General features: G+C 64.0%; 14 protein-coding genes. 10 read left to right on the forward strand and 4 right to left on the reverse strand.

Annotation, left to right across the window (positions count from 1 at the left end; genetic code table 11):
* Positions 1-760 (forward strand): zinc-binding dehydrogenase (locus EN780_RS14810; protein WP_128274474.1); only part of this gene is annotated, 760 nt, incomplete at its 5' end.
* 4 nt (positions 761-764) lie between these two features.
* Positions 765-1778: a lipid A biosynthesis lauroyl acyltransferase gene (locus tag EN780_RS14815; protein WP_127311765.1), complete on the forward strand. Its 1014-nt coding sequence runs from the start codon at positions 765-767 to the stop codon at positions 1776-1778.
* A 227-nt stretch (positions 1779-2005) separates the two neighbouring features.
* On the opposite strand, the gene EN780_RS14820 is transcribed toward EN780_RS14815, so the two are convergent.
* The 3 genes from EN780_RS14820 to EN780_RS14830 all read right to left on the reverse strand — a co-directional run bounded on the left by EN780_RS14820 (position 2006) and on the right by EN780_RS14830 (position 4641).
* Positions 2006-2866, reverse strand: a complete 861-nt coding sequence (locus tag EN780_RS14820; RefSeq protein ID WP_128274476.1) for a hypothetical protein — start codon at positions 2864-2866, stop codon at positions 2006-2008.
* A 339-nt stretch (positions 2867-3205) separates the two neighbouring features.
* Positions 3206-4051: a hypothetical protein gene (locus EN780_RS14825; protein ID WP_127285697.1), complete on the reverse strand. Its 846-nt coding sequence runs from the start codon at positions 4049-4051 to the stop codon at positions 3206-3208.
* Between the two features lie 158 nt (positions 4052-4209).
* Positions 4210-4641 carry a L,D-transpeptidase gene (locus EN780_RS14830; protein WP_127285696.1) on the reverse strand — a complete coding sequence of 144 codons (432 nt, stop codon included), beginning with the start codon at positions 4639-4641 and terminating at the stop codon, positions 4210-4212.
* 222 nt (positions 4642-4863) lie between these two features.
* On the opposite strand from EN780_RS14830, the gene EN780_RS14835 reads away from it, so the two are divergent.
* From EN780_RS14835 to EN780_RS14855, 5 genes are all read left to right on the forward strand, one after another.
* Positions 4864-6144: an acetylornithine deacetylase/succinyl-diaminopimelate desuccinylase family protein gene (locus tag EN780_RS14835; protein ID WP_128274478.1), complete on the forward strand. Its 1281-nt coding sequence runs from the start codon at positions 4864-4866 to the stop codon at positions 6142-6144.
* A 150-nt stretch (positions 6145-6294) separates the two neighbouring features.
* On the forward strand, positions 6295-7773 hold the full coding sequence (locus EN780_RS14840) for an ABC transporter substrate-binding protein (protein ID WP_128274480.1): 1479 nt from the start codon (positions 6295-6297) through the stop codon (positions 7771-7773).
* 73 nt (positions 7774-7846) lie between these two features.
* Complete coding sequence (locus tag EN780_RS14845) at positions 7847-8794, forward strand: ABC transporter permease (protein ID WP_128274482.1); 948 nt, start codon at positions 7847-7849, stop codon at positions 8792-8794.
* Positions 8791-9660, forward strand: coding sequence for an ABC transporter permease (locus EN780_RS14850; RefSeq protein WP_127310013.1), 870 nt, complete (start codon positions 8791-8793; stop codon positions 9658-9660). The genes EN780_RS14845 and EN780_RS14850 overlap by 4 nt, the downstream gene beginning before the upstream one ends.
* A complete protein-coding gene (locus tag EN780_RS14855) occupies positions 9657-11279 on the forward strand; it encodes a dipeptide ABC transporter ATP-binding protein (RefSeq protein ID WP_128274484.1) in 1623 nt (540 codons plus the stop codon). The genes EN780_RS14850 and EN780_RS14855 overlap by 4 nt, the downstream gene beginning before the upstream one ends.
* 32 nt (positions 11280-11311) lie before the next feature.
* On the opposite strand, the gene EN780_RS14860 is transcribed toward EN780_RS14855, so the two are convergent.
* Complete coding sequence (locus EN780_RS14860) at positions 11312-11743, reverse strand: TerB family tellurite resistance protein (RefSeq protein WP_127287368.1); 432 nt, start codon at positions 11741-11743, stop codon at positions 11312-11314.
* A gap of 114 nt (positions 11744-11857) precedes the next feature.
* On the opposite strand from EN780_RS14860, the gene EN780_RS14865 reads away from it, so the two are divergent.
* The 3 genes from EN780_RS14865 to EN780_RS14875 form a co-directional block, all read left to right on the forward strand.
* Positions 11858-12643, forward strand: a complete 786-nt coding sequence (locus EN780_RS14865) for a TSUP family transporter (RefSeq protein ID WP_127391677.1) — start codon at positions 11858-11860, stop codon at positions 12641-12643.
* Between the two features lie 51 nt (positions 12644-12694).
* Positions 12695-12865 carry a hypothetical protein gene (locus tag EN780_RS14870; protein ID WP_128274485.1) on the forward strand — a complete coding sequence of 57 codons (171 nt, stop codon included), beginning with the start codon at positions 12695-12697 and terminating at the stop codon, positions 12863-12865.
* Positions 12866-12968: 103 nt separating this feature from the next.
* Positions 12969-13428, forward strand: a 460-nt coding sequence (locus EN780_RS14875) for a DUF6597 domain-containing transcriptional factor (RefSeq protein ID WP_348631259.1), incomplete at its 3' end; no start/stop codon positions are given.

Raw genomic sequence — 13428 nt, forward strand, 5'->3', positions numbered from 1 at the left:
CCCCGGTGGCCTTTGCCGGGCCTGCCGCGAAGGCCGCGACAATCTCTGCGAGCACGTCTCCGGCGTTCATGGCTTCCACCTCGACGGCTTCGCGCAAGAGAAGATCAACCTGCCGGCCCGCCTGCTGGTCCCCGCCCCGCCCGGCGTCAGCGAGATCGGCGCGGCGGTCGCGCCCGTTACCTTCGGCACGGTCGAGCACATGCTGTTCGACAATGCAAAGCTCGAGCCCGGCGAGACCATCCTCGTCCATGCCGGCGGTTCCGGCATCGGCACCGCCGCGATCCAGCTGGCGAAGAAGATGGGCTGCACCGTCATCACCACCGTCGGCTCCAACGACAAGATCGACAAGGCCAAGGCGCTCGGCGCCGACCATGTCATCAACTACCGAGAGGACCGTTTCGAAGGCGTCGTGCGCAAGCTGACGAAGAAGAAGGGCGTCGACGTCGTGTTCGAGCATGTCGGCGCCGACACCTTCGCCGGCTCGATGCTGTGCCTCAAGCGCGGCGGCCGCCTTGTCACCTGCGGCTCGACCTCCGGCGTGTCGACGCAGGTCAATCTTATGCAGCTCTTCCAGCAGCAGCTGAAGCTGCTCGGCTCCTTCGGCTGCCGCATGGAGAACATGGCCGATGCCATGCAGAAGATGGCGGCCGGCCTCGTCGCTCCCGTCATCGACACCGAAGTCGGCTTCGACGACATCGACGCGGCGCTGAAGCGCATGGAAGGCCGCGACGTGTTCGGCAAGATCATCCTGCGCGTCTAGGGCAATGGTCGGCAAGGTGCTCAAGAAAGCCCGCCGGGACTTCATGTTCCGCTACGGCCGGCGGCTGCGCCAGATGGAGCACTGGCTGGTGGCGCGCCTGGCCATGGCGATGATCTCGCTGCTGCGGCTCCTGCCGCCGGACAAGGCGCTCAACTTCGCCGACCGCGTCGCCCGCCGCATTGGCCCGCTGGTCGGACGTCACCGCGTTGCGGTCAACAATCTGCGCCTTGCCTATCCCGAAAAGAGCGACGCCGAGATCGAGGCCATCGCGCTCGACATGTGGGGCAACATGGCCCGGCTGGCGGCCGAGTACATCTTCCTCGACGCCCTCTTCGATTATGATCCGAAAGCGACAAAGCCCGGCCGGGTCGACGTCCGTGGCGTCGAGCATTTCGTCGAGATCGCCGGCGAGAAGAAGCCGCATATCCTGTTCACCGGCCATCTCGGCAATTTCGAATTGCTGCCGGTGGCCGCCGCCACCTTCGGCATGAACATCACCGCGCTGTTTCGCCCGCCCAACAATCCCTATCTCGCTGACTACATCCATTCGACGCGCCGCTCGACCATGGGGGGCTTGCTGCCCTCCTCGACCGGCGCGTCCTTCGCGCTTGCCGCCATCCTGGAGAACGGCGGCAATATCGGCGTGCTCGTCGACCAGAAATTCTCCAGCGGACTGGAGACGACCTTTTTCGGCCGTCCGTGCCAGAGCAATCCGGTGCTGGGCATGCTCGCCCGCCACTACGACTGCGACGTCTATCCCGCCCGCTGCGTCCGGCTGCCGGGCAACCGGTTCCGCCTGGACATCGAGGACAAGCTGACCTTGCCGCGCACCGAAAGCGGTAGCGTCGACGTCCACGCCACCACCCAGCTTCTCGCCGACGTCGTCGAGCGCTGGGTGCGCGAGGATCCCGGCCAGTGGATGTGGTTCCACAAGCGTTGGGAGATGAGCGGCCGCCGGCGCAAGCGGCGTGGGCAGGCCGAGGAGCGGCCGGCTGACCCGGTGCCCGGCCCGAATTGACCATTGACGCCGCACCAAGCAAAAGCCGCGAAGAGACCCTTCGCGGCTTCGTTGTTTGTTCATCGGTTGCGCTTGTGGGAAATTCTGACTGAAGGACCGGGCGCCGAAGCCTTTTCCATTCCGCTCGGTGCATCTGCCATCGCGTGCGCAGATTGGACGCGGCAAAGAAAAACCGCGAAGATTGCTCTTCGCGGTCTTCGCCATAAATCTCTTGTTTCCCGCCGATACTACAGTAACGAAGGCAGGATGAGGTTCGGCCGGCCGGTATCCATCGTGGCGCCGTTGCGATCCTCATCAAGCAATGTGTCCGAACCGAAGCTCGCCCGCACGCCAATCACATATTTGTGGATGTTCTCGGTTACGTCGAACGCAGATATGGACGCGCGTTCGAACTGATAGCGGCCGAACACCGAAAACGCCGTTCCGGAAAACCGGTACGTAGCCTGCAGCGCGCCGGTGAAGGTGTTGGTGTCGAAGGGGCCCACAGATGTCGTCGAATAGCCCAGTTCACCATCGAAGCGGAGATTGTCCTGGGCGAAATAGCGCACCACCCCGCGACCGCCCCAGGTATCGATATGCTCGGACGAGCCACTGGCCCGCAACTGGCCATAGTAAACCTGGCCGTACACGGTCACATTACCCATGTAGACTTGGCCTTCCGGTCCAACCGAGAAACTGTAGAGATCGTCGTCGAACCCGTCGCCGCCATAGCCGGTGACGGAGGCGAACGCGCCAAGCGCAAAGGCGCTGGGATCGCGCCAGTAGCCGTGAACCGCGCCGCCATAGCCGTAAATGTTGGTGCCCTCGGCCCACAGCGAATCGACGAACGCGTCTGTCTGGACGTTCCAGCGGGAATTGATCGGGAAATTGACCCGGCCCGTGCCACCTGCGGTCGTGCCATCCGCGTGCTCGCCAGCGGCCGTCACATACAGCCCGCCGAGATAGGCCTCGACGTAGCCCGAAACATGCGGCTGGGCGAGTTCCTGATCCATAACGATCGGAGCGACGGCATCGGCGGCAAAAGCCGACGTGGCCGTTGCGGCAAGTGCCGCACCAAGGAGAAGTCGATACATCGTGAAGCCCCTCAAATGTCTGACTTATCCGGCATTACCATCGCTGCCCGTTCACGCAAGCGTGAACAGGCTCAAACCCGGGCGTACAAGCCGGCTTCTGAAGCCCTGCGACATTACTGCAACGCTTTGGCCTTGATCTGCCCAAATACTGTGCAGCGTTCATGAGCACTTGCAGTATTCATAAGCACTGGCAGGAGCCGGATTGTCTTTCTCCAACACTCCATCTGATCCGTGACGGCGATGCGCGTTGGCAGATGAGCGGCCGTCGGCGCAGGCGGCGGCTCCGATTGCCCCGCTCCGATGCGCAACAAAAAGCCGCGAGGAGTACTCCTCGCGGCTCTGGATTAAGCTCCCTCAGAGCGGAGCAGGGATGGTGAAGTTCGGCCGGAATGTATCCATGGTGGCGCCGTTGCGATCTTCGGAGAGCAACGTGTCCGAACCGAAGCTTGCCCGCAGGCCGATCAGATATTTGTGGATGTTCACGCTGCCCGAAGCTTCCGAGAAGCTCAGGTGATCCAGCTGATAGCGGCCAAACACTGACCAAGGGGTCCCCGAGAACCGATAGTTAGCCTGCAATGCCGCCGAGACGGTATCGAAATGCCCGCCAAAACCTGACAGCCGCGAGAAGCCGAGTTCGCCGTCGAAGCGCAGATCGTCCTGCGCGAAATACCGCACGACGCCGCGGCCGCCCCAATTGTCGAGGTGTTCGGATTCGCCGCTGACCCGCAGCTGTCCGTAATAGACCTGCCCGTAAACCGTCACGTTGCCGAAATAAGCCTGTGCCTCGGGACCGACGGTGAAAGTGTAGATGCCTGCGTCACCGAGGCCCTCGTCGCCGCCATATCCGTTGATCGTGGCAAAGGCGCCCAGGGCATACGAGCTCGGATCGCGCCAGTAACCATGGATGGCGCCGCCGTAGCTGTAGATGTTCGTACCCTCGACCCACAGCGAATCGATCACCGCGTCGGTCTGGATGTTCCAACGGGCGTCGATCGGAAAATTGACCCGGGCGGCGCCGCCAGCGGTCGTGCCGTCTGCATCGTCCCCGGGGGTCGCGAAGTAGAGACCGCCGAGATATACCTCGCCGTAGCCTGAAACATGCGGCTGGGCGAGTTCCTGGTCCAGGACGACGGGCGCGTCGGCAGCGAAGGCGGAAGTAGCGGTTACGGCAATCGCCGCGCTCAAAACAAGTCGATACATTGTAGTCCCCAAGCATCAAAAAGTAACGTTGCGATACCTACCACCGCCGAAGATTCACGCAATCGACGTCGGCACCGGAAACCATGCGTCGACGCGAGTTCCGGTTGCAGTGCGGCATTGCTGCAACGCTTTTGGCGCCGAAAGCCAATCGCGCGAGGTCAGTCGGTGACCACGATGCGCGTGTTGCCGTAGCCCGCTTCGCGCACCATCGAATAGAAGGTCGCGGCGTTGGCGGTGTGCAGGCGCACGCAGCCATGCGAGGCCGGACGCCCGAGATACTTCACCGCGCCGGTGCCGTGGATGGCGTAGCCGCCACGGAAGAACACTGAGTATGGCATCGGCGACATCTCGTATTTGCGCGAATACCACATCCGGGCCGTCCACTGCGGGCGGTAGCTGCCGCGCGGCGTGAAGTAACCTTTGCGGGCGGTGGACACGCTCCAGCGGTACAGCACCTGGCCGTATTTGCTGACGGTCATCGTTTGTGAGGATACGTCGATATTGGCCACCAGGGCGGCAGCCTTGCCTGCGACCGAGGTGCCGAACAGCGCGGTCGCCAGTATCGTTGCCATGAGAACAGTCTTTTTCATGCGATCAAACCCCTTTGATTGCCCCTTGCATGCCTGCCATCACGCGATTTTTCAGCATTTTAACGGCAGGTGAATGAAGTAACACACACTCGTTGATGAATTCGCCAATCCAAAGCAGCGAATTTGAACGATTTTCCCGCCATAGTTGCCGCCGCGACACGTAGTTTCAAAGACTTCGCCGTCGCGCTTGCCAGTCGCCCGCTTCACTGCTCAACTTCAGGAATGACCGAACGACTCCTTAAGGCCGTCGACGCGCGGATCGACGACCTCGTTACGCTGACCGCGGACCTGATCCGCTTCCCGACCGTCAATCCGCCAGGCGAGGCCTATCGCCCCTGCGCCGAATATGTCGGCGAGCGCCTGAGGAAGCGCGGCTTCGAAACCGAGTTCATCCGCGCCGAAGGCACCCCCGGCGACACCGACCGCTACCCGCGCGTCAACGTCGTTGCCCGCTTCGACGGCAGATCGGCCGGCGCCTGCGTGCATTTCAACTCGCATATCGACGTCGTCGAGGCCGGCGAAGGCTGGACCGTCGATCCGTTCGCCGGGCTGGTGAAGGACGGCAGGGTCTATGGCCGTGGCGCCTGCGACATGAAGGGCGGGCTGGCCGCCTCGATCATCGCCGCCGAGGCGTTCATGGAGGTGTTCCCGGACTTCCCGGGCGCCATCGAGATCTCGGGCACGGTCGACGAGGAGTCCGGCGGCTTCGGCGGGGTCGCCCATCTTGCCAGGCTCGGCTATTTCTCGAAGCCGAAAGTCGACCACGTCATCATTCCGGAACCGCTGAACAAGGATCGCATCTGCCTCGGCCATCGCGGCGTCTGGTGGGCGGAGATCGAGACCAAGGGCGAGATCGCGCATGGCTCGATGCCGTTCCTCGGCGACAATGCGGTGCGCCACATGGGCGCCGTGCTGCAGGCCTTCGAGGATGAATTGTTCCCGGCGCTGGACCGCAAGGTGACGCGCATGCCGGTGGTGCCTGAAGGCGCCAAGCGCTCGACCATGAACATCAATTCCATCCATGGCGGCCAGACCGAGGATTTTCGTCCCGGCCTGCCCTCCCCCAACGTGCCCGATTCCTGCCGGCTGACCATCGACAGGCGCTTCCTGCTCGAGGAGGACCTCGCCACGGTGAAGAGCGAGGTGACGGATATCCTGGAGCGGCTGAAGCGCGAGCGGAAGAAGTTCGACTACGAGATCCGCGATCTGATGGAAGTGCTGCCGCTGATGACCGAGCGCGACGCTCCGGTGGTGAAAGCTGTGGCGCAAGGCATCATGGCGATATTCGACCGCGAGCCCGACTATGTGATTTCGCCCGGTACCTACGACCAGAAGCACGTCGCCCGTATCGGCCACATCTATGACTGCATCGCCTATGGGCCGGGCATTCTCGACCTCGCCCACCGGCCCGACGAATGGGTCGGCATCGCCGACATGGTGGAATCGGCCAAGGTGATGGCGATCGGCCTCAACGTGCTGCTGCGGGGCACCGTCGCCGACTGATCCCTACGAAAACAGGCAAGTGGAGGTCGGCCAGTCCGCCTGTTTCGGGAAAAACATTCCGCCTGGCGCTATCCGACAGCACGAAACGCAATTTACTCGACCTCGAAATCACGCTTCTATCCACCCGGTTGAGCAGATGGGAGTTGCCCGATGAAATTGTGGAAGACCGTTCTCGCCGCCGCCGCTCTGGCGCTCGCCACCGCGACCTCGGCTTTTGCCGCGCGCACCGATCTCGTCATCGGCATTCCGCTCGAACCCCCGCATCTCGACCCGACCGCGGGTGCTGCCGCGGCGATCGACGAAGTGCTCTACGCCAACGTGTTCGAAGGCCTGACCCGCATCGGCCCGAACGGCGAGGTGCTGCCCGACCTCGCCGAAAGCTGGAGCATTTCCGACGACGGCAAGGTCTATACGTTCAAGCTTCATACCGGCGTAAAATTCCATGACGGCGCCGACTTCAGCGCCGACGACGTCAAGTTCTCGCTTGACCGCGCCCGCGCCGACAATTCGGTCAACGCGCAGAAGGGCCTGTTCGCGGCGATCGACAAGGTCGATGTCGTCGATCCGGCCACCGTCAAGGTGACGCTGAAGAACCCGCAGGGCTCCTTCCTCTACAATATGGGCTGGGGCGACGCGGTGATCGTGTCGCCGAAATCGGCCGACACCAACAAGGAGAAGCCGATCGGCACCGGCCCGTTCAAATTCCAGGACTGGGTCAAGGGCTCGTCGATCACGCTGGTGAAATCGGACGCATACTGGGGCGCGCCGGTCTCGCTCGACAAGGCCGAGTTCCGCATCGTCCCCGATGCCGCCGCCGCCGTTCCGGCCCTGCTTTCCGGCGACATCCAGGCCTTCCCTTTCTTCGATCCCGACAGCGTCGCCCAGGTCAAGGACGATCCGCGCTTCCATGTCGTGATCGGCTCGACCGAGGGCGAGACCATCCTGTCGATCAACAACAAGAAGCCGCCTTTCGACAAGCTCGAGGTTAGGCAGGCTATCTCCTACGCGCTCGACCGCAAGGCGATCATCGATGGCGCCTCGGCGGGGCTCGGCCAGCCGATCGGCTCGCACATGTCGCCGGCCAACAAGGACTATGTCGACCTCACCGGCCGCTATCCGCATGATGTCGCCAAGGCCAAGGAACTGCTCAAGCAAGCCGGCCTCGAGAGCGGCTTAAAGGCGACGCTGAAGCTGCCGCCGCCCTCCTATGCGCGGCTCGGCGGCGAGATCATCGCCTCGGAGTTGCGCGACGTCGGCATCGATCTCGAGATCGTGCCGGTGGAATGGGCGCAGTGGCTGGACCAGGTGTTCACCAAGAAGGACTACGACCTCACCATCGTCTCCCACACCGAGCCCAACGACATCGATATCTATTCGCGCAAGGACTATTACTTCAACTACGACAACCCGGCTTTCGACAAGGTCATCGCCGATCTGAACCTCACCTCCGACGAGGCCAAGCGCAAGGAACTGCTCGGTGAGGCGCAGAAGATCCTCGCCGACGACGCCGTGGTCGGCTTCCTCTACGAACTGCCGAAGGTCGGCGTTTGGGACGCCAAGCTGCAAGGCCTGTGGGAGAACGCGCCGATTCAGGCCAATGATCTGACCAAGGTGAAGTGGTCGGATTGACCTCGAGAGATATGCAACGCCCCGGTGGCGAAAGCCGCTTCCGGGGCCTTTGCTTTTCCGGCAGGTTGTGCCGATGAGTGCCTACCTCCTGAAGCGTCTGATCATCGCCGCCGCCACGCTTGTGCTGGCCTCCATGGTGGTGTTCGCGGTGCTCGAGATCATCCCCGGTGACCCCGCGCGGCTGATGCTGGGCATGAACTCGAGCGCCGAGCAGGTCGAGGTGCTGCGCAACCAGATGGGGCTCAACGCGCCGCTGGCCTTGCGTTACCTGCATTGGGCGGGCGGGCTGCTGAGCCTCGATTTCGGCCGCTCCTACACCTATTCGGTGCCGGTCATCGATCTCGTGCGCGAACGCGTCGTCGTCTCGCTGCCGCTGGCGCTGATCGCGCTGGCGCTGTCCACGGCCATCGCCATTCCGGTTGGCCTGTTTTCCGCCAGCCGGCGCGGTCGCGCTGGCGACGCGATCGCCATGGGCGCCGCCCAGTTCGGCGTCGCCGTGCCGAACTTCTGGTTCGCGCTGATGCTGATCTATCTTTTTGCCGTCTGGCTCAGGCTGGTACCGGCCGGCGGCTTCCCCGGCTGGGGCGCCGGCGCCTGGCCGGCGCTGAAATCGCTGCTTTTGCCGGCGGTCGCCCTTGCCTTGCCGCAAGCCGCGATCCTGGCACGCGTCGCCCGCTCGGCGCTGATCGAGGTTCTGAACGAGGACTATATCCGCACCGCCCGCGCCAAGGGCATGCCCTACCGCGCCGTGCTTTGGCGGCACGCGCTGCGCAACGCCATGATCCCGGTGCTCACCATCCTCGGGCTGCAGTTCGCTTTCCTGCTCGCCGGCACCATCATCATCGAGAACGTCTTCTACCTGCCCGGCCTAGGAAGGCTGGTATTCCAGGCGATCACCCAACGCGACCTCATCGTCGTCGAAAGCGTCGTCATGTTGCTGGTCGCCGCCGTCATCGCCGTCAACCTCCTCGTCGACCTCTCCTACGCGGTCGTCGATCCGCGCCTGAGAAGCCGGCAATGACACTGCATGTCGACATCCCAGAGGAGACCCTGGCCGGCATTCTGGCCAAGGCGTTCCGCAACCGATCCTTCCTTCTCGGTTTCGTCATCACCGCGCTGGTGGCGGCGGTGGCGGTCCTCTCCTACGCCTGGACGCCATACGACGTCACCCGGCTGGTGATCTCGGACAAGACCCTGCCGCCCTCATGGGCGCACTGGTTCGGCACCGACCATTTCGGCCGCGACATCCTGTCGATGATCATGGTCGGCGCCCGCAACTCGATCGCCGTGGCGCTGGTCGCGGTCGGCATCGGCATGGGCGTCGGCGTTCCGCTCGGCGCCTTTGCCGCGGCTCGCGGCGGCCTCGCCGACGAAGCGCTGATGCGACTGAACGACCTCGTCTTCGCCTTCCCTGCCCTACTTTCGGCGATCATGATCACCGCCATCTTCGGGCCGGGCGCCATCAACGCCATCATCGCCATCGGCATCTTCAACATTCCGGTGTTCGCGCGCGTCGCCCGCGCCGGCGCGCTGGCCATCTGGCCGCGCGAGTTCATTCTCGCCGCCCGCGCCGCCGGCAAGGGCCCGACGCTGATCACCATCGAGCACATCCTGCCTAACATCGCGACGCTGCTTCTGGTGCAAGGCACCATCCAGTTCGCGCTGGGCATCCTTGCCGAAGCGGGCCTCTCCTATGTCGGCCTCGGCGCGCAGCCGCCGATGCCGAGCTGGGGCCGCATGCTGTTCGACGCGCAGACGCGCATGGTGGTTGCGCCGTGGATGGCGATCTTCCCGGGCATGGCGATCGCCGTCACCGTGCTCGGCCTCAACCTGCTCGGCGACGGCATCGCCGACATCCTCGACCCGAAATCGCGGCGGCAGCGATGAGCCTGCTCGAGATCGAGAACCTGTCGCTCTCGATCGGCGACACGCCGATCCTGAAGGGCGTCGAGCTTGCGGTGGCGCCCGGCGAGGTGATGGGGCTGGTCGGCGAATCCGGCTCCGGCAAGTCGATGACGGCACTCACCGTGATGCGGCTCATGCCCTTCGCGGCACGCGCCAGCGGACGCGTCACTTTCGACGGCATCGACATCCTCGCGGCGAGCGAGGACCAGATGTGCGCGTTGCGCGGCGACGACATCGGCATGGTGTTCCAGGAGCCGATGACGGCGCTGAACCCGGTCAAGACCATCGGCGAGCAGGTCGCCGAAGGCATCCGCTGGCACACCAAGGCGAGCCGCGCCGAGGCCGAGGAGCGGGCGCGCAAAATACTCGACCGCGTCGGCCTGCTTTCGACGAAATTCCCGCTGTCGCGCTATCCGCACGAACTGTCGGGCGGCCAACGCCAGCGCGTCGTCATTGCGATCGCCTGCGCGCTGAAACCCAAGCTCCTGATCGCCGACGAGCCGACCACGGCGCTCGACGTGGTGCTGCAGGCGCAGATCCTCGATTTGCTGCGCGATCTCGTGGCGGAAAACCGTATGGGTTTGCTTCTGATCTCGCACGACCTCGCGGTGGTGACCGAGATGGCCGACAAAATCACCATCCTGCGCCATGGCGAGGTGATGGAAGCCGGCGACACCGCACACACGCTGTCTGCGCAGCTCCATCCCTATACGCGTCAGCTGGCGCAGGCCTCCATGCATGTGCCGGCCCGCCCTCGCCCCCACACCGCCGGCTCGGCCAGGCCCTTGCTGCAGGTCGATGGCGTGACGCGCGACTATCCGGGACGACGCAGCTCGCTGTTCCGGCGTGCCGCTCCCATCCGCGCCGTCGACGACGTCTCGCTGTCGATAGAGCCCGGCCAGTCGGTGGCGCTGGTCGGTCGCTCCGGCTGCGGCAAGTCCACGCTTGCCCGCATGATCCTGGCGCTGGACAAATCGACCTCGGGGACGATCCGCTTCAGCGGAGAGACCATCACCGGCAGGAGCGAGGCGGAGCTGAAGCCGGCGCGGCGCGACATGCAGGTCGTGTTCCAGGACCCCTACGGCTCCTTCGATCCGCGCCAGAAGGTCGAGAAGCTGGTCGCCGAGCCGCTGCACGTGCTGGACAAGACACCGGCCAATGCCGAGCGGCGCGAGCTGGTGGCGCATGCGCTGCACGAGGTGGGCCTCGGGCCGCGCGACATGGACAAATATCCGCATGAATTCTCGGGCGGCCAGCGCCAGCGCCTGTCGATCGCGCGCGCCATCATCACCCGTCCCAAGCTGGTCGTCGCCGACGAGCCGGTCTCGGCGCTCGACGTCTCGATCCGCGCCCAGATCCTCGACCTGTTCGCCGAGCTCAACCAGAAGCTCGGCATCGCCTACCTGTTCATCACCCACGACCTGACCGTCGCCCGCGCCATCACAGACGAGGTGCTGGTCATGCATGAGGGCAGGATCGTCGAGCGCGGCAAGACCGGCGCGGTACTCGATCATCCGCAATCCGAGGCGGCCAGGGCGCTGGTGAGAGCCGCGCCCGATTTGCACCGGGCGATCGCACGGAGACTACAGGAACAAGGGTAAACAGCGAGCCTGCCGGCCGCTATCGAAACCGGCTATTCCTGCGGCTTCACAACATCGACCGGGCTGATGTCGAGCAGGTCGAGCGTGCGGCGCAGCAGCCTGACCTCGTTTTCGGCCAGCTTCGAATCGGCCTTGGCGATCTCGGCCATGTGCTGGGCGAGCAGCTTGCGCCGCTCGACGTCGAGGTCGCGGAACAGCGCTATCGCCTGCGAGCCGTTGGTCTCGTAGCCGAAGTCGTTGAGATATTCGATGACGCTGTCGATGCTCGTCTCGGGAATGCCGAACGCCTCCTTGCAGATGCGCCGGAAGGCGACCATCTCGCTCTCCGAGACGGACCCGTCGGCCAGGATCATGCGGAACAGCATCAACAGTTCCGCCGACAGGACCGGATCGTCCGCGACCTTGCGCACGCCGGGATCGCCGTCGAAGATCGAGCGTATCTGATCGAGCAGTGCCATCGCCATCGGCCTCCCCTTTGCGATTCCGTCGCAGATAGTTAGCGCGGAATCAGCCTTGCGCAAACGGGGTTGGCATGGTCGAAGCGCGCATATCGTCCCGCCGCAAGACCCATAGCCCCGATGATCGATCTTAGCATACAGACTGTTGCCGTGTTGGCCTTCGCCGCGTTTGCCGCCGGCTTCGTTGATTCCATCGCCGGCGGCGGCGGCCTGATCACCATTCCGGCGCTGCTGCTGGCGGGCTTCTCGCCGACTGCCGCGCTCGGCACCAACAAGCTGCAAGGCATGTTCGGCTCCGGGTCGGCCACCATCCACTATGCGGCGAACGGCCATGTCGAGCTGCGCCGGCAGTTGCCGTCCGCCTTGCTGGCGTTAATCGGCAGCGCCGTCGGCGCCTTGCTGGCTACAATCGTGCCCGGTGATTTCCTGCGCGCCTTGCTGCCACTGCTTTTGATCGCCATCGCGCTCTATTTCGCGCTCAAGCCCAACATGAACGATGTCGACCGCGCCGAGCGCCTGTCGCCCTTCCTGTTCGGACTGATCGTTCCACCTCTTGTCGGCTTCTATGACGGCCTTTTCGGACCTGGTGCAGGCTCCTTCTACATGTTGGCCTTCGTCAGCCTTGCCGGCTACGGCGTACTCAAGGCGACCGCGCACACCAAGATGCTCAACTTCGCTTCCAACATTGGCGGTTTCGCCATCTTCGCCGCCGTCGGCGTCGTTTACTGGAAGATCGGCCTGATGATGGGCGTCGCCCAGTTCCTCGGCGCGCGCCTCGGCGCCAGCCTCGCCATCCGCATCGGCGCCCGGCTGATCAAGCCGCTGCTGGTTGTCGTCTGCGTGGCGCTGGCGGTGAAGCTTCTCGCCGACCCGGCGAACCCGCTGCGCCAGCTGATTGGTGTGTGACGGCCCCGCTGATACAATGCCGGCGTACGAATCATGTTGGAGGAGCCACACATGAATCTCAGTGCACCTACTCAGCTTATTTTCATTATCTCCCTTGTCATCGCCATCATCAGCGTTCTCGCCGCTCTTGGCGTTCTTGCGTTCATTCCTCTTGCCGCAGTGTGGATTGTTCTCATCGGCTACATCGTGCTTGCCGCCGGCTGCATGATGCGCGGCGCTTAAGTCAGGCACATTCAGATCTCAGGTAACCGAAGCGCCCGGCCACAAGCCGGGCGCTTTTGATTTCGGAATGTGGTCTGCTAGATTTGGCGGGCGAGGATTGCCGATGTCGATCGAGACAGAGCGCCGTCATGAACAGGACCATTCTTTAGCCGCGAGGTTCGAGATGGTGCGGCGAGCGGCTGACGCTTCGCTTGCCGGCGCAGTCACCGACCTTTGCGGCTATCGCGAGATGCTGCCCGTCCGCTCCCGCAATGTCGAATATGCTTCGCTGACCGTGCCGCTGGTCATCAGCTTCGCCGAGCCCTTCGCCATCGGGCTTGGGCGCGACCCCGGCGACAACGATCGCTTCGCCAGCTTTGCCGCCGGCCTCTTTGCCGGGCCGGTGGTGATCCAATCCTTCGGCGGCGCCTGCTGCGTCCAGATCAACTTCCCCCCGCTCGGCGCCCGCCGCTTCTTCGGCCTGCCGATGAGCGAGCTGACCGACCGCATGGTCGGGCTCGACGATGTGCTTGGCCTCGAAGGCATCGCGCTGCGCGAAAGGCTTGGCGAGGCACGGGATTGGG

Origin of the sequence: Mesorhizobium sp. M4B.F.Ca.ET.089.01.1.1, from assembly GCF_004022605.1 — a bacterium.
Taxonomy (GTDB): Bacteria; Pseudomonadota; Alphaproteobacteria; order Rhizobiales; family Rhizobiaceae; genus Mesorhizobium; species Mesorhizobium abyssinicae.

What these genes read in the sequence shown, in the direction of transcription:
- EN780_RS14855 (WP_128274484.1), top strand. Translation starts at nt 9,657, where the DNA reads ATGAGCCTGCTCGAGATCGAGAACCTGTCGCTCTCGATCGGCGACACG.
- EN780_RS14865 (WP_127391677.1), top strand. Translation starts at nt 11,858, where the DNA reads ATGATCGATCTTAGCATACAGACTGTTGCCGTGTTGGCCTTCGCCGCG.
- EN780_RS14825 (WP_127285697.1), bottom strand. Translation starts at nt 4,051, where the DNA reads ATGTATCGACTTGTTTTGAGCGCGGCGATTGCCGTAACCGCTACTTCC.
- EN780_RS14830 (WP_127285696.1), bottom strand. Translation starts at nt 4,641, where the DNA reads ATGAAAAAGACTGTTCTCATGGCAACGATACTGGCGACCGCGCTGTTC.
- EN780_RS14840 (WP_128274480.1), top strand. Translation starts at nt 6,295, where the DNA reads ATGAAATTGTGGAAGACCGTTCTCGCCGCCGCCGCTCTGGCGCTCGCC.
- EN780_RS14860 (WP_127287368.1), bottom strand. Translation starts at nt 11,743, where the DNA reads ATGGCGATGGCACTGCTCGATCAGATACGCTCGATCTTCGACGGCGAT.
- EN780_RS14815 (WP_127311765.1), top strand. Translation starts at nt 765, where the DNA reads ATGGTCGGCAAGGTGCTCAAGAAAGCCCGCCGGGACTTCATGTTCCGC.
- EN780_RS14850 (WP_127310013.1), top strand. Translation starts at nt 8,791, where the DNA reads ATGACACTGCATGTCGACATCCCAGAGGAGACCCTGGCCGGCATTCTG.
- EN780_RS14835 (WP_128274478.1), top strand. Translation starts at nt 4,864, where the DNA reads ATGACCGAACGACTCCTTAAGGCCGTCGACGCGCGGATCGACGACCTC.
- EN780_RS14870 (WP_128274485.1), top strand. Translation starts at nt 12,695, where the DNA reads ATGAATCTCAGTGCACCTACTCAGCTTATTTTCATTATCTCCCTTGTC.
- EN780_RS14845 (WP_128274482.1), top strand. Translation starts at nt 7,847, where the DNA reads ATGAGTGCCTACCTCCTGAAGCGTCTGATCATCGCCGCCGCCACGCTT.